We start from the raw sequence: 14,880 nt of genomic DNA, 5'->3' as shown, positions 1-14,880 counted from the left end.
AATGAAGCTGCACAGGCTCAGCGAGCGAGTGCAGCCCCTTGAAACAGTGGTGTCAGTCGCCAAAGCGCTCGTCGGCCAGCTGCTGGAAGCAGGTCAGTGCGGCGGTGGCATCCTCGCCGCGCGCCAGCAGGGTGAGCTGGTCGCCCTGACGCACGTTGAGCATGGCGAGCCGGGTCAGGCTGCGGGGATTGGCCTCTTTATCCCCCTTTTGCAGCTTGAGCTCAGCGGCAAAGGGCTTGAGGGCGGCTACCAGCCGGGCGGCGGGGCGCACATGCAGGCCGTGGGGGTTATCCACCACCACCTCGCAGCGCAGCCATCCGTCGTCGGCAACGGGGGCTGTCTCGGTGGCGGCCTGCGCCGCGCTGGCAGGCAGCATCGCTTGTTTCGGGCCAAGGGCACCGAGCGCCTCGGCGGCCACCTCGTCCAGCGTCAGGCCGGAACCGGCCGCCACCACGGCGGCCAGAGTACCTTCGACCAGCGGTGCGGGGCAGAGTCGCACCCGGGCACTCAGCTCCGGGGGCAGCAGTTCGAGGGCGGTCTCGGCGCTCAAGAGGGCGCTGCCCAAATCCATCAGCACCAGCACGCCACTGCCGTCATCCGCCTCTTCAATCGCACTCATCACCGCGATGGCATCGGTGCCGATGGGGTGGTCGGGGTCATCGACCCCGGCCGCCAGCAGCAATCGGGCCGGGCTGCCGAGCTGGTCGGCCAGCGCTTTCAAACCGGCCGCCAGCATGGCGCTGTGAGAGACAACTACGATTCCGATCATGTCACAACCTCGCTCTGTCACGCAGGGCGGTCAGCAGCAGCAGGGTCGAGGTGGCCCCGGCATCCTGATGGCCGATGCTGCGCTCGCCAAGATAGCTGGCGCGCCCCTTGCGGGCCTGCATCTGGATGGTGGCCTCGGTACCGGCCGCGGCGGCTGCCACCGCCTTGTCCAGCGCTTCATTGAGCGACAACTCTTGCTGCTGCGCCTGTTGCAGGGCGGCCAGTGCTGGCCACCAGGCATCGCACATGGTCTTGTCGCCCGGCTCGGCGCGGCCGCGGGAGACGATCCCCTCGACCCCGTCGCTCAGCATTTTGCACAGCTGACTGAGGCTCAGGCTCTGGCAGGCGTCGGTGCTGGCCGCGGCCCGGATAAAGAAGGTGCCGTAGAGCGGGCCGCTGGCGCCACCGACCGAGGAGAGCAACGTCATGCCGGTGGTTTTCAGCACCTGACCGATATCCTTGTCCGCCACTGCTGGCAGCTTCTCGGCCACCTTGGCGAAGCCGCGCTGCATATTGAGGCCGTGGTCGCCGTCGCCGATGTCGGTATCCAGCGCGGTGAGGTAGTCACGCTGCTCGGTGAAGATATGCTCGCAGTCGAGCAGCCAGTTGACGATGTGATGCTTGCTTAACATGGGTTCTCCTTAGCAGCCGCGACGCAGGGCGGGGGTGTGAACGGGGGCATCCCACAGGGTCATCAGTTCATCATCCACCTTGAGCAATGTGATGGAGATGCCGGTCATGTCGAGGGAGGTGCAGTAGGGGCCGATCAGGTTGCGCACCAGATGGATGCCCGCCTCCTCGCACAGGGTGGCGAGGCGTCCATAGACGCCATAGAGCTCGGAGATGGGGGTGCCACCGAGGCTGTTGACCAGTGCGATAACCCGATCGCCCTTGTTGAGCGGCTCGATAAAGGTGTGCTCCTCCTGCCAACTGCCGCTGGTGCGATCCCAGTGGCGCAGGGTGCGGCCATAGGGGGTGTTGTCAGCCAGCTCGCTGAACATGTCGTCCACCAGGGTATTGAGGTCGGTGAAGGGGCGACGCTCGATGCCCGGCTCGCCGTGGATACCGACGCCGAACTCCAGCTCGTTGTCCGCCAGAGTGAAGGAGGGCTTGCCAGCGGCCGGCACGGTGCAGGCATGCATGGCCACGCCTATGGTGCGGCTCTGGTTGTTGATGCGACGGGCCAGCGCCTCGCAGCGCGCCAGATCGTAGCCCGCCTCGGCGGCGGCACCGACCAGCTTCTCGCACAGCACGGTCGTGGCGACGCCACGGCGACCTGCGGTGTAGAGGCTGTCTTTGACCGCCACGTCGTCATCGATGAGGGCGAAGCCCACCTTGACCCCGTCGCCGTGCAGCAGCTCGACCGCAGTTTCGAAGTTGAGTACGTCGCCGGTGTAGTTCTTCACCAGAAACAGCACGCCCGCGCCGCCATCAACGGCCTGACCGCACTCGTACATCTGATCCGGGGTCGGGGAGGTAAAAATCTCGCCGGGGCAGGCGCCATCCAGCATCCCTTTGCCCACCAGACCGCCGTGCATCGGCTCGTGGCCGCTGCCACCGCCGGAGACCAGCGCCACCTTGCCCATCACGGGGGAGTCGGCGCGAGTGATGTAGTGGGGTTCGATACGTACCTTGAGCTCGGGGTGGGCGGCTGCCATCCCCATCAGTTGTTCACGGACCACGGCATCGACGGCATTGATCAGTTTCTTCATGGCTCACTCCTTGGCTTGCCACCGCTCGGGTGGGCAAATGGTTGATGGAGCCAGTCTAACGACAGAAAAAGGGATAAAAATGACGGTCGATTTGGTTCGGATTTGAAACAGCAGAAGGGGGATGGACGTTTCAATCTGAAACGGCGCAGGGCAAGCGAGTGGGAAACTGTTAGCTGACTCACAGCCATGAAAAAGGGCCCCGCAGGGCCCTTCGCTATAACCGGAATATGCGGACGGGTTAGATGGCCCAGCCACCGGCGTAGAAGACCACCAGCGCCACGGCGATGATAACGGTGCCGACGTTCAGCTTCTTCCACTCGGCAGCGAACAGGCGACCGATGACCAGCGCCACGAAGCCCAGCATGATGCCGGTCACGATGTTGCAGGTGAGCACGATGAAGACGGCACACAGCATGCCGGAGAGCGCATCGACCGAGTCGCTGAAGTCCAGCTTGGTGACGTTGCCCAGCATCAGCAGACCGACGTACATCAGGGCCGGTGCGGTGGCGTAAGCCGGTACCAGATAGCTCAACGGGGAGAGGAAGATCATCAGCAGGAACAGCACGCCGACCAGCGCGGCAGTCAGGCCGGTCTTGCCACCGGCCGCGGTGCCTGCGGCAGATTCGATGTAGACGGCAGCCGGAGCACCACCGACGGCGCCTGCCACCATGCTGCTGACGGAGTCGGCAGTCAGGGCCTTGCCGCCGCTGATGATATGGCCACGTTCGTTGATGAGGCCCGCCTGACCGGCCACGGCACGGATGGTGCCGGTGGCGTCAAACACGGCGGTCATCACCAGCGCCAGCACGGTCGGAATGACCACCGGATTGAGGGCGCCCAGCAGATCCATGCTGCCCACCAGTGAACCTTTCTCGCCAGTCAGGCTCGGCATGGCGAAGAAGCCCTGCCAGGTCACTTTCGGGTCGAAGATAAGGCCGAGGATGGAGATGGCGATAATCACCATCAGGATGCCGCCCGGCACCTTGCGACGCTCCAGACCGAAGATGGCGGCCAGACCCAGCACCGTCATGATGACCGGGAAAGCGGTGACTTCACCCAGTTGCACCGGCAGACCGGCCCCTTCGTTCTTGATCACCATGCCGACGCCGTTGGTGGCGATCAGCAGCAGGAACAGACCGATACCGATACCGGTGCCGTGGGCGATGCCGGAGGGGAGGTTATCCAGGATCCATTGACGCACGCCGGTGACGCTGATCAGGGTGAACAGCACCCCCATCAGGAAGATGGCGCCCAGGGCGACCGGAATGCTCAGCCCCTGACCCAGTACCAGACTGAAGGCAGTAAAGGCGGTGAGGGAGATGGCGCAACCGATGGCCATCGGCAGCTTGGCCCACAGCCCCATCAGCAGGGAGCCGAAGGCGGCGATCAAACAGGTGGCCACAAACACCGGGCCCTGCTCAAAGCCGGCAGCACCCAGCATATTCGGCACCACTATGATGCTGTAGACCATCGCCAAGAAGGTGGTCAGCCCCGCGACCAGCTCCTGACGCACGCTGCTGCCGCGCGCAGAAATGGAAAAATAAGAGTCCAGAAAGCCGCCTGTCCCTGTTTGGGCGGCCATATCTTGCTTTGCCATAACTAATCCTGAAAGTGTGAAGGAAATCGTTTGCGTTGGTGGCGCGCAAAATAGCAAGAATTCGCGGCAAATACAGCGGATAACCTGACTTTTTCGTCACTATTTTACATTTTGAGTCCATTCGGAGCTCATTCTAAGACTCAAGCGGTGAGAGCGTGTAAGGGAGGGATCAAGCGGTCGGGCGAGGTGAGATCTGTGAGGAAAAAGCGGGGAAAAACAAAAAACCCGCCTAAGCGGGTTTTTTTAAATTCTTGCAGAGCTGTCAGCAGTTGGCATGAGCCATCAGCAGCATGCTCCGGCTTGAATTACAGACCAACTACGTTGGCAGCAGCCGGGCCTTTCTGGCCTTGCTCGATGGTGAACTCAACGCGCTGACCTTCGTCCAGGGTTTTGAAGCTGGTGGACTGGATAGCGGAGAAGTGTACGAACACGTCTTTGCTGCCGTCAGCAGGGGAGATGAAACCAAAACCTTTCTCAGCGTTGAAGAACTTAACGGTACCAGTCATTTTGTTAGACATAATAATTTCCTTAAATAGTGTTGAATGCCACCTAAATGGCAATTTTTGATTTTTCGTCAGCAATACGTATGGGGAGCACTAAAGAAGGAGAATTATTTGATAAGAATTATCCGAGGATAACGCTTATGCTAATCACTGCTTTACTAAAATGACTGCCTAACATAATCAGGTCTGAACTGCCGAACCATCGAGAAAGATTAAAACACGCTCTCATTTTTAAAGCAAACTTTATCTCGATATTAATGTTTTGTAACAGCCAAAAATATCATTTTTTATAGTAAACATGATGCATTTCAACGGCATAGAAAAATCAGTGCAGACTCATATCACCCTGTGGCAAGCCGGATTCGGCTTTTTTGTCCTGACTATGTAGCCAGTTCTGGCAAAAAATATGAGAAAAAATGAAAAGGTGGCGATAGATGGGGATTGTGAGTTGTCGTTCTCTCTAACTCACAATGTAAATCACTTCTTTGCTGCTGCGATTAGCTTCTGAGCTGCAAATCAATGGCAGCGCCAAATCTGGTTCATCGGGCATCGCCCAGACATGCAAACGCCCGCAGGCACCAAGTGCCAGCGGGAGTTTTGCAAGAAAGGATCAGCGCTTGCTGCGAAACTTGTTGCTGACCGAATCAATCCAGCTGAAGGTTTCCGGCAGTACCTGGTTCTTGGCACGCTCTTTGGCTTTCTCGCGAGCCAGCTTGGAGGCTGCCTTGGCTGCTTCGGCGCGGTCGGCCACAATTTTCAGGCGACCCTCTTCGCGGATCTTGTTCCGCTCTCCGTTGGTCAGCTGGTGGTCTGCATTGGCTTGTGCCTTTTGCAATAACAAGGCTATCTCGGCTTTTTCGGCCTCGGTCAGATCTTTCATTTCCAGCTTTTTCACGGCGCGCTCCTGCGGCAGGGTGGTTAGACACCCTAACACAGTTGTGCCGATCACTTCTTATGCAATCGGCTTTCCGGCAGTAAAAATGCGGGTTTGTGCCAACTTTCCGTTATTTCGCTGCCACTTTCCCGCCTGTTTGCCACATTTCAATTTATGGCGAGCGGTGAGGACAGCTCTTGCTCCTCCGGCTCGACGTGGATCAACACGATGGCGTGGGGCAGTTGCGCCATGATGGCGTGTTCGATGCGATCACAGATATCGTGGGCTTCGCCGATGCTCATCTCCGGGGGCAGGGTGAGGTGGAAGTCGATATGGCGGCGGCGTCCGGCACGACGGCTGCGCAGATCGTGAAAACCGCTGGCGGCAGGGCAGCATTCGGTGATGATGCGGCTGGTCATCGCCAGCTCTTCCGGGCTCATGCTCTGGTCGATCAGCGGCTGGAAGGCCTCGTTGAGCATGCTGATGGCCTCTCTGACAATAAAGATGGCGACCGCAATGGCGACCAGCGGATCTAGGATGGCGAGTGAATGGCCGAACAGACCGGCCAGCCAGATCCCGCCAAGACCGACGGCGACCCCGGCGGAGGTGAGTACATCCGCCTTGAGATGAAGCGCATCGGCAGCCAGCGCGACCGACTCCTCCTCTCGGGCCACCTTGTAGAGGTAGGCCGAGACACCGCTGTTGACCAGCGCCGAGATCACCATCACCAGTACGCCCCAGCCAATGCTCTCGATGGAGCTGGGGGTGATCAGCTTGTCGACGGCTTCGAAGATGATCCAGCCCGCGGCCAGCAAGATAAGCAGTGCTTCGATGACGCCGGAGACATTTTCAATCTTGTCGTGACCATAGGGGTGGCGTTCATCGGGCGGGAGATCGGACTTTTTCACCGCGAACAGGGCGATCAGGGCCGCCACCAGATCCATGGCGGAGTGGATCGCCTCCGAGATGATACTGACTGAGCCGCTGGCGAAACCGGCCACCATTTTCATGATGATCAGACTGATATTGGAGCAGACCGACACCATGGCGGCTCTGGTTTTTCTGTTCATGTCACAGCTTCCTGAATAAAAACGGATATTTCGGTGCGGCGCGCATTATATCCGGCTGACCGGAAATAACCTATTCGGTGTTGTAACCTGATGTTTTCGGTGATATTGCGAATGCTTATTAAAATGGTGGCCTCTTGCGCGGCAATAAATAATGAGAGGGATTTATATTTACCCGTGAAAATATCTAGCCTACGATGGCTTAATATAAGCGTGACAACATTTAATAATGCGAATTACTCTTTTTTGGTCTTTCCTGTCGAGGTCGTTTGGCCTCCCCGCTCAAGGGGCTGCGCGCGACATTTTTTGGACGAGAATGAGGCTGGATCCGGATGCCGCTGGAGGGTATGCTGGGTCTGGTGATGGTCTTGCACCATCCCACCAAGCGTACTGAAGTTGATGATTCGGATGGCATGCTGGCTCCCTCTGGGAACCAACTGTCTGGGTAACATTTTTGGAGTTTGATGATGAGTAACAAAGAACATCACAACGGCAAAGATGCCAAGAAAAAACCGCAGATGTCACTGAAAGAGAAACGCGAAGCCAAACGTCAGAAAGCAGAACTGAAAAACGGCAGCGCAATGAAGTAACGCTCCCCTACTGCTGTTCCTTCGGAGCCAGTACAAAGCCAGCCCTTACCGGCTGGCTTTTATGTTTGTGGCTCACGGCGTGGCGCCGTAAGCCGCGAAAATCTGGTGATAACGACCATCCTGACGCATCGCCTCAAGGCGCTTATCAAACAGATTGCGGGCATCGGCCGTTCGGAAGGCAAAGTGATAGACGGTGGGCGGGAAGAGGTCTGCTTGCCTGACCTGATTGCGCTCGTAGTGCTCGCCTGCCTGGGCGGTGGCAATCAGCTGGTCGAGGTAGTAGTAGAACACCCGCTCCTCCAGTACGACTGCATCCACCCTGCCGCGCATCAGCTGATGTACCTGCACCTGCTGCTTGGCTACCTCCTCATAGTGGGGATTCTGGTTGGCCATGGTGGCGAACGCGCCCCCCAGAATGATCCTTGCCCGTTGAAAGGCGGTAACCCGTTTTGAATGCAGGTCGTCCAGAGTGCTGATGTGGGTGCTGCGCAGGGTGAAGATCCGGTTATGGAAGGTGATAACGGGCTGGGTCAGAACGTGAGGATCAACCATACCGGGTCTGACGTTGATGATGGCATCCAGCTTTCCTGACTCGAACAGGCGGAAGGTACGCTCCAGCGGCAGAAATTCAAAGCTGGGCTCATAGTCGCTGCCAGCGAACGCCTCTTTCAGCAGATCCAGCTCGATGCCGCGATTTTCGCCTTCGATGACATAAGGGGGGATGGCAAAGCTGACCCCGACCTTGAGTGGCGTTGCCTGCAACTGGCCGGAGAGCATGCTGGTCAGCATTAGCAATAAAGGGGTGAGCAGTTTCATTGCACTTTTCACAAAGCGATCCTGTGGAGAATATCCATCAATGTAGGGGAGGCAGTCATAAAACGTCTTATCCCTTTCGGGGCTGAGTGCATAAAAAAAGACCCTGAGTTATCAGGGCCTTTTCAATATTCTGTTCTTAGAACGGGATATCGTCGTCGAAATCCATCGGCGGCTCGTTATATACCGGCGGCGCAGATTGCGGCTGCTGGGCAGGACGGCCATAACCGCCTTGCGGCTGCATGTTCTGCTGCGGAGCTGGCGCCGGGCGCTGCTGATTCATCGGCTGCTGGGCAGGCATGCTCTGCTGCGGCTGACCCCAGTTACCCTGGGATTGGCCACCCATGTTTTGGCCCATACCCTGACCGCCTTGCGGACGACCACCCAGCATCTGCATCACGCCAGTGAAGCTGTCGACCAGCACTTCAGTGGTGTAGCGCTCCTGGCCGCTCTGATCTTGCCATTTGCGGGTTTGCAGTTTGCCTTCCACATAGACCTGGGAGCCCTTCTTCAGGTACTCGCCAGCCACTTCGGCCAGCTTGCCCATGAAGACAACTCGGTGCCATTCGGTACGCTCTTTCTGCTCACCGGTCTGCTTGTCGCGCCAGGTTTCAGAGGTGGCCAGAGTAATGTTGGTCACAGCACCGCCACTCGGCATGTAGCGTACTTCCGGGTCTTGCCCGAGGTTACCGATCAGAATGACTTTATTGATGCCTCGACTGGCCATAATCTCTCTTCCACCTTTATATTCCGGTCAGGCAAGGCCTGGACCCACTAAATAAGTTACCGCGCTTTTTTCATGATCATGTCGTTATCATATTGAACAGCATGGTTTTTCTATAACCGTTGCAGCAATCAGAGTGCTCGTTTCGCCTGTTCTGATTCAGGTTTAGCCCCCAATAGTAACAGTTGATCACTCTGCGGGCGAGCGCTTGCTGGTGTGGATGGTGGGCAAACTCGTCGCCTTGGTCAGGGTGTGACGAAGGGGCTAGCCATCGTAAAAAAGGATAACGGCGATAGATAATGCCTGTCTATTCATCCAGTAGTCTCTATGCCATACTGACTCGCTCAGGTTTCTGTATCGAGCGTGCAACAAGATGGAAAAGATCGTGGTCCGGGGTGCTCGCACCCACAACCTCAAGAACATCAATCTGACCCTGCCCCGCGACAAGCTGATCGTGGTCACCGGCCTCTCCGGTTCGGGCAAATCCTCTCTGGCGTTCGATACCCTCTATGCCGAGGGGCAGCGCCGCTATGTGGAGTCCCTCTCCGCCTATGCCCGCCAGTTCCTCTCCCTGATGGAGAAGCCGGACGTCGACCATATCGAGGGGCTCTCGCCCGCCATCTCCATCGAACAGAAGTCCACCTCCCACAACCCGCGCTCGACCGTCGGTACCATCACCGAGATCTACGACTACCTGCGTCTGCTGTTTGCCCGGGTTGGTGAGCCGCGCTGCCCGACCCACGCCATTCCGCTCGCCGCCCAGACCATCAGCCAGATGGTGGATCAGGTGCTGGCCCAGCCGGAGGGGAGCAAGCTGATGCTGCTGGCCCCGGTGGTGCGCGATCGCAAGGGGGAGCACACCAAGCTGCTGGAGAACCTGGCGGCCCAGGGCTACATCCGTGCCCGTATCGACGGCGAGGTGTGCGATCTCTCCGACCCTCCGACTCTGGAGCTGCACAAGAAGCACACCATCGAGGTGGTGGTGGATCGCTTCAAGGTACGCGAGGACCTTGCCTTGCGTTTGGCCGAGTCGTTCGAGACGGCGCTGACCCTCTCCGGCGGCATCGTACTGGTAGTGCCGATGGATGGTGAAGAGGGGGTTGCCCCCATGACTTTCTCCGCCAACTTCGCCTGCCCGGAGTGTGGTTACTCCATGTCGGAGCTGGAGCCGCGCATCTTCTCCTTCAACAACCCGGCAGGTGCCTGCCCGACTTGTGACGGCCTCGGGGTGCAGCAATATTTCGATCCGGCCAAGGTGATCGGCGATCCGGCCATCAGTCTGGCCAACGGCGCGATTCGCGGCTGGGACAAACGCAGCTTCTACTACTTCCAGATGCTCAAATCCCTCTCCGAGCACTACAAGTTCGATCTGGAGACTCCGTGGGAAGATCTGCCACTGAAGACCCAGGAGGTGATCCTGCGCGGCTCCGGTCGCACCGAGATCGAGTTCCGTTACATGAACGATCGCGGCGATGTGGTGGTGCGCAAGCACCCGTTCGAGGGGATCCTGCACAACATGGAGCGGCGCTACCGGGAGACCGAATCCAACTCGGTGCGTGAAGAGCTCTCCAAATACATCGCCAACAAATCCTGTACCAGCTGCGGTGGCAGCCGACTGCGGGAAGAGGCGCGCCACGTTTTCGTCGACAACCGCAATCTGCCGGCCATTGCCGAGCAGTCCATCGGGGATGCACTGGCCTTCTTCGAAGGGTTGAACCTGACCGGCCAGCGCGCCCAGATTGCCGAGAAGATCTTGAAAGAGATCGTCGAACGGCTCGGCTTCCTGGTTAACGTCGGCCTCAACTACCTGAGCCTGTCGCGCAGCGCAGAGACCCTCTCAGGCGGCGAAGCGCAGCGGATCCGACTGGCCAGCCAGATCGGTGCCGGTCTGGTAGGTGTCATGTATGTGCTGGACGAGCCCTCCATCGGCCTGCACCAACGCGACAATGAACGCCTGCTCAAGACCCTCACTCACCTGCGCGATCTCGGTAACACAGTGATCGTGGTGGAGCACGACGAGGACGCCATCCGCCTCGCCGACCATGTGCTGGATATCGGCCCGGGGGCTGGCGTGCACGGTGGCGAGATTGTTGCGCAGGGCACCCCCCAGCAGATCATCGACAATCCGGAATCGCTGACCGGTGACTACCTCTCCGGTCGCAAGCAGATCGCCATTCCCGCCAAGCGCACGCCGCTCACCGGCAAGTGGTTGAAACTCAAGGGGGCAAGCGGCAACAACCTGCGCAACGTCAATCTTGATCTGCCCATCGGGGTGATGACCTGCGTCACTGGCGTCTCCGGCTCCGGCAAGTCGACCCTGATCAACGACACCCTGTTTCGCATCGCCCACCGCGAGCTTAACAAGGCCACCGAGTCCACCCCGGCGCCCTATCGCAGCGTCGAGGGGCTGGAGCATCTGGACAAGGTGGTGGATATCGACCAGAGCCCCATCGGTCGTACCCCGCGCTCCAACCCGGCCACCTATACCGGTCTGTTCACTCCGATCCGCGAGCTGCTCTCCGGCACCCAGGAGGCGCGTTCGCGCGGCTACCAGCCGGGCCGCTTCTCCTTCAACGTGAAGGGGGGCCGCTGCGAGGCGTGTCAGGGGGATGGCGTCATCAAGGTAGAGATGCACTTCCTGCCGGATGTCTACGTGCCGTGCGATGTCTGCAAGGGCAAGCGCTACAACCGCGAGACCCTGGAGGTGAAGTACAAGGGCAAGAATATCCACGAAATCCTCGAGATGACGGTGGAAGATGCCCGCGAGTTCTTCGATCCGGTGCCGGCGGTGGCGCGCAAGCTGCAGACCCTGATGGACGTGGGCCTCTCCTATATCCGTCTCGGCCAGTCTGCTACTACCTTGTCGGGCGGGGAGGCGCAGCGGGTCAAGCTGGCGCGGGAGCTCTCCAAGCGGGATACCGGTCAGACCCTCTATATTCTGGATGAGCCGACCACCGGCCTGCACTTCCACGACATCCAGCAACTGCTCAAGGTGTTGCACCAGCTGCGGGATCGCGGTAACACCATCGTCATCATCGAGCACAACCTTGATGTGGTAAAAACTGCCGACTGGATTGTCGATTTGGGGCCAGAGGGAGGCGCCGGTGGTGGCCGCATTCTGGTGACGGGGACGCCGGAGGAGATTTGCGCTAATAAAGAGTCTCATACAGCTCGTTTTTTACGACCGCTATTGGCGCGATAAGCCGTTATAATCGAGGGGCCTTTGGCCCCTTTTTGTTATAAAAATCGGGAGCATAGGGGGAAGCTCGTCAAGTGTGGGCAGGCTTGGCATCTCAGCATCATGGTAATGGATATATCGGGTTATGGCTCAGGCTCCGCGCACGATTGATCATCAGTTGGCTTACTCCATGTTCCCCATCTGGCTGGGGGCGATCCTGCTATTGCTGGTCCTGCTGGCGTGGGCCCAAATCCCGGCTGCCAGCCGGATTGAAGAGCAGCGAATGAAGGAGCATCTGCTGCGCGTGACCAAGGCGGTGCAGGCGGATGTGGCCGCTCTGGATGCATTCAGTCGGGATTGGGGCATCTGGGATGACAGTCACCGTTTTATGGACAACAAAAGCAGGTCGTACATCGAATCCAACCTGTTCAGTGATATGCCGATGCGGGATTTTAGTCTCAACCTGATGAGCTTCATGGATCTCACCGGCTACGAAATCTGGACGCGCACCCTGCTACCCGATGCGCCGGGGATCAATCCGGACCAGTTTCCCTACTTCCTTGATGAACTGAAAAAGCAGTTAAGGGCGCGCTCGGTGGCGCAAGGGGGCATCAATCTGCACGGGATCCGTGCTTCCCAGTGGGGGCCGCTGATGTACTCGTGGCAGCCGATCAGAAACAGTGACGAGTCGGCACCGTTCAACGGTTTCTTGCTGGTTGTACGTTGGCTCGACAAGGCCTATCTCGAGCAGGTATCGGAGCGTACCGCACTGCCTCTGGCGATTTCCCACGCCAATCTGGATGTCACCGCTACCTTCAAACCACTGAAACCGCAAATAACGTATCGCCTGATCGACCTTGGGCTCACCCGGCTCAGGGGAGAGGTGCGACTGCTCAACAGCGATAACCAGCCGGTGCTGACTCTGGTGATTGAGGAGGAGAGAAAGATCTTGAGTTGCGTCATGGAGGGGGCGCTCTGGACCTTTATCGGCATGCTGTTTATTAGTTTTATCTGCGTCATGATCGCCATGTATCGGCTCAACAGCATTGTGCTTACTCCGTTGCAGCAGCTGGTGTCGGCGCTGCAACGCTTTGGCGATCGGCCAGATGCCACCTTGATCCCCTATATCGACAGCAGCGCCGAGATGGCGACCCTGAGTGGCAAGTTCAGGGAGATGGCCGGCAAGGTCAGTCAGCAACACGATGATTTGTTGGAAAAATCCAGCCAGATGGAGGTGGCTGCATTCACCGACCCCTTGACCCGTTGTTTCAATCGTCGCTATCTCGATGGTTGGTTGCAGGCCAACCGGGCCAAACCTTGTCTGTTATTGCTGCTGGATCTGGATCATTTCAAGCGGATCAATGATCGCCTTGGCCATGACATCGGGGATCTGGTGCTGAAACAGCTGGCGGATCTGCTGCGCAAGGTGGTGACAGGAGAGCGCGAGCCGATCATCCTGTTGGGCGGGGAGGAGTTCTTGTTGCTGCTACAAGTGGATGACGAGCAAGAGTTGGCGTTGCGGGTCGAATATCTGCGCCAGCGTGTCGCTCAGCACCGCTTTGGCAGAGAGGATGCGCCACTCTGGTTGACGGTGTCGCTGGGGTTCTGCCGCTATCCGTTGCACCCGGAGTGTCCGGATTCATTCTGGAGTCACAGCTTCAAACTGGCGGACATGGCGCTGTACCAGGCCAAAGTCGGCGGGCGAAATCGGTGGTTTGGCTATGCTGGTACCCTCTCTGCGGAGGGCATGGGCCAGACTCCGGAACAGCTTGCCGAAGGGGGAGATATCACCCTGCTGCACTCTGTCAATCCGGATTAGCCCTGCCGTACCAATACCAGATAGGCCAGGGCGACAATAAAACCGAGCAGGATAAAGAGAAAGGATCCGATTCCCCACACGGCCGCGAGAAAGGCTCCCACCTTTTGCCATTTCGACTCATTTTTCATAAATAAACCATTACTTCCCAGTAACTTGTATGGCGCAAAAAATACGCTGATTTGCCCATGTTAACAACAATTAATAGCCGCTCTGTCGCGCAATAAGGTGTGGTTTGTTTGCTCCTTTTGGCGCTGAATGCGGGTAGTTACAACCTGTCGAAACAGGTATTTCGGCTTGTTGTCTGGGGACTTAACGAGATTGGGATGGCGAGCAAAGATGTCACACCAATCGATTTATTTCTGTGCAACCTTTGCTCCAAGTCAATAACTTTGCATTTACAAGGGCATATAGTCAGCGGGCTTACAGCATCAAATGAAAACAAAAAAAGGGATTACGTGATGAAAAAATTACTTCCTCTGATGATTGCCGCTGCAGTGACCTCTCCTTTCGCCATGGCCCATCAGGCTGGTGATATTCTGGTTCGTGGTGGTTTGGCATTTGTATCGCCGCAGGAAAGCAGCACGCCTGTAGAGCTGGAAATTAATGACAACATGCAATTGGGATTGACTCTCTCTTACATGATTACTGATAACTGGGGTGTCGAATTGCTGGCTGCAACCCCCTTCTCTCATTCAGTCAAACTGGGTGGCGCTGAAGTTGCCAAGATCAAGCATTTGCCGCCGACTCTGATGGGTCAGTACTATTTTGGCGATGCTCAAAGCAAGGTTCGCCCGTATGTCGGTATTGGCGTGAACTACACCACCTTCTTTGATGAAGAGGGTCGTGGTGCGCTGTCAGGAACCGATGTCAAAGTCGATGACTCCTGGGGAGTTGCCGGACAAGTTGGTATCGATATGGCGATCACTGACCGCTGGTTTGTCAACGGTTCAGCCTGGATCATGGATATCGATACCGATGTGCATACAGCGATTGGCACCATTAATACCAAGGTCGACCCGATGGCCTTTATGGTGGGTGTTGGCTACCGCTTCTAATGATTCTGACTGCGGTTCTGAACGGACCGCGGAAGATAGCAAAGTACGTCTCTTTCAGCCCGGCTTGTGCCGGGCTTTTTTCGTATGGCTGTCCCGTCCTGAATATGGTTTACACCTTTCCCCCCAATAAATGGAGAACCCGATGGGACAAGGTGTGAAACGGACACAGCGCGATTACTC

General features: G+C 57.8%; 13 protein-coding genes. 4 read left to right on the top strand and 9 right to left on the bottom strand.

Going from position 1 to position 14,880, the window contains the following annotated elements; all coding sequences use genetic code 11:
* Positions 1–52: 52 nt before the first annotated feature.
* The 7 genes from dhaM to ACW5XC_RS13880 all read right to left on the bottom strand — a co-directional run bounded on the left by dhaM (position 53) and on the right by ACW5XC_RS13880 (position 6,524).
* Entirely contained in the window at positions 53–769 is a 717-nt protein-coding gene (gene dhaM, locus ACW5XC_RS13910; RefSeq protein WP_042052611.1) for a dihydroxyacetone kinase phosphoryl donor subunit DhaM, read from the bottom strand.
* A gap of 1 nt (position 770) precedes the next feature.
* Positions 771–1,400 (bottom strand): dihydroxyacetone kinase subunit DhaL, encoded by a 630-nt coding sequence (gene dhaL / locus ACW5XC_RS13905; protein WP_042052612.1) that lies wholly within the window; start codon positions 1,398–1,400, stop codon positions 771–773.
* Positions 1,401–1,409: 9 nt separating this feature from the next.
* Positions 1,410–2,480, bottom strand: coding sequence for a dihydroxyacetone kinase subunit DhaK (gene dhaK / locus ACW5XC_RS13900; protein ID WP_005340163.1), 1,071 nt, complete (start codon positions 2,478–2,480; stop codon positions 1,410–1,412).
* A 238-nt stretch (positions 2,481–2,718) separates the two neighbouring features.
* Positions 2,719–4,077 carry an NCS2 family permease gene (locus ACW5XC_RS13895; RefSeq protein WP_042032197.1) on the bottom strand — a complete coding sequence of 453 codons (1,359 nt, stop codon included), beginning with the start codon at positions 4,075–4,077 and terminating at the stop codon, positions 2,719–2,721.
* Positions 4,078–4,382: 305 nt separating this feature from the next.
* Positions 4,383–4,595 carry a transcription antiterminator/RNA stability regulator CspE gene (gene cspE, locus ACW5XC_RS13890; protein ID WP_005316548.1) on the bottom strand — a complete coding sequence of 71 codons (213 nt, stop codon included), beginning with the start codon at positions 4,593–4,595 and terminating at the stop codon, positions 4,383–4,385.
* A 595-nt stretch (positions 4,596–5,190) separates the two neighbouring features.
* Positions 5,191–5,475, bottom strand: a complete 285-nt coding sequence (gene yjbD, locus ACW5XC_RS13885) for a DUF3811 domain-containing protein (protein WP_005340165.1) — start codon at positions 5,473–5,475, stop codon at positions 5,191–5,193.
* A gap of 146 nt (positions 5,476–5,621) precedes the next feature.
* Complete coding sequence (locus tag ACW5XC_RS13880) at positions 5,622–6,524, bottom strand: cation diffusion facilitator family transporter (protein WP_042052614.1); 903 nt, start codon at positions 6,522–6,524, stop codon at positions 5,622–5,624.
* A gap of 461 nt (positions 6,525–6,985) precedes the next feature.
* On the opposite strand from ACW5XC_RS13880, the gene ACW5XC_RS13875 reads away from it, so the two are divergent.
* On the top strand, positions 6,986–7,111 hold the full coding sequence (locus ACW5XC_RS13875; RefSeq protein ID WP_019445191.1) for a hypothetical protein: 126 nt from the start codon (positions 6,986–6,988) through the stop codon (positions 7,109–7,111).
* 72 nt (positions 7,112–7,183) lie between these two features.
* On the opposite strand, the gene ACW5XC_RS13870 is transcribed toward ACW5XC_RS13875, so the two are convergent.
* Complete coding sequence (locus tag ACW5XC_RS13870; RefSeq protein ID WP_042052615.1) at positions 7,184–7,927, bottom strand: substrate-binding periplasmic protein; 744 nt, start codon at positions 7,925–7,927, stop codon at positions 7,184–7,186.
* A gap of 136 nt (positions 7,928–8,063) precedes the next feature.
* Positions 8,064–8,651: a single-stranded DNA-binding protein gene (locus ACW5XC_RS13865; protein WP_005340181.1), complete on the bottom strand. Its 588-nt coding sequence runs from the start codon at positions 8,649–8,651 to the stop codon at positions 8,064–8,066.
* A 370-nt stretch (positions 8,652–9,021) separates the two neighbouring features.
* Between ACW5XC_RS13865 and uvrA the strand changes: the two genes are divergently transcribed.
* From uvrA to ACW5XC_RS13850, 3 genes are all read left to right on the top strand, one after another.
* Positions 9,022–11,850: an excinuclease ABC subunit UvrA gene (gene uvrA / locus ACW5XC_RS13860; protein ID WP_042052616.1), complete on the top strand. Its 2,829-nt coding sequence runs from the start codon at positions 9,022–9,024 to the stop codon at positions 11,848–11,850.
* Positions 11,851–11,971: 121 nt separating this feature from the next.
* Positions 11,972–13,645, top strand: coding sequence for a sensor domain-containing diguanylate cyclase (locus ACW5XC_RS13855; protein ID WP_042052619.1), 1,674 nt, complete (start codon positions 11,972–11,974; stop codon positions 13,643–13,645).
* Positions 13,646–14,103: 458 nt separating this feature from the next.
* Complete coding sequence (locus ACW5XC_RS13850; RefSeq protein WP_005340187.1) at positions 14,104–14,700, top strand: OmpW family outer membrane protein; 597 nt, start codon at positions 14,104–14,106, stop codon at positions 14,698–14,700.
* The last annotated feature ends 180 nt before the right edge of the window (positions 14,701–14,880 follow it).

Source organism: Aeromonas sp. 25-AL00135 (genome assembly GCF_054052385.1).
This window is presented reverse-complemented; position numbering and strand designations above follow the sequence as displayed.

What these genes read in the sequence shown, in the direction of transcription:
- ACW5XC_RS13880 (WP_042052614.1), bottom strand. Translation starts at nt 6,524, where the DNA reads ATGAACAGAAAAACCAGAGCCGCCATGGTGTCGGTCTGCTCCAATATC.
- ACW5XC_RS13855 (WP_042052619.1), top strand. Translation starts at nt 11,972, where the DNA reads ATGGCTCAGGCTCCGCGCACGATTGATCATCAGTTGGCTTACTCCATG.
- cspE (WP_005316548.1), bottom strand. Translation starts at nt 4,595, where the DNA reads ATGTCTAACAAAATGACTGGTACCGTTAAGTTCTTCAACGCTGAGAAA.
- ACW5XC_RS13895 (WP_042032197.1), bottom strand. Translation starts at nt 4,077, where the DNA reads ATGGCAAAGCAAGATATGGCCGCCCAAACAGGGACAGGCGGCTTTCTG.
- dhaL (WP_042052612.1), bottom strand. Translation starts at nt 1,400, where the DNA reads ATGTTAAGCAAGCATCACATCGTCAACTGGCTGCTCGACTGCGAGCAT.
- uvrA (WP_042052616.1), top strand. Translation starts at nt 9,022, where the DNA reads ATGGAAAAGATCGTGGTCCGGGGTGCTCGCACCCACAACCTCAAGAAC.
- ACW5XC_RS13870 (WP_042052615.1), bottom strand. Translation starts at nt 7,927, where the DNA reads ATGAAACTGCTCACCCCTTTATTGCTAATGCTGACCAGCATGCTCTCC.
- ACW5XC_RS13850 (WP_005340187.1), top strand. Translation starts at nt 14,104, where the DNA reads ATGAAAAAATTACTTCCTCTGATGATTGCCGCTGCAGTGACCTCTCCT.
- dhaK (WP_005340163.1), bottom strand. Translation starts at nt 2,480, where the DNA reads ATGAAGAAACTGATCAATGCCGTCGATGCCGTGGTCCGTGAACAACTG.
- dhaM (WP_042052611.1), bottom strand. Translation starts at nt 769, where the DNA reads ATGATCGGAATCGTAGTTGTCTCTCACAGCGCCATGCTGGCGGCCGGT.
- ACW5XC_RS13875 (WP_019445191.1), top strand. Translation starts at nt 6,986, where the DNA reads ATGATGAGTAACAAAGAACATCACAACGGCAAAGATGCCAAGAAAAAA.
- ACW5XC_RS13865 (WP_005340181.1), bottom strand. Translation starts at nt 8,651, where the DNA reads ATGGCCAGTCGAGGCATCAATAAAGTCATTCTGATCGGTAACCTCGGG.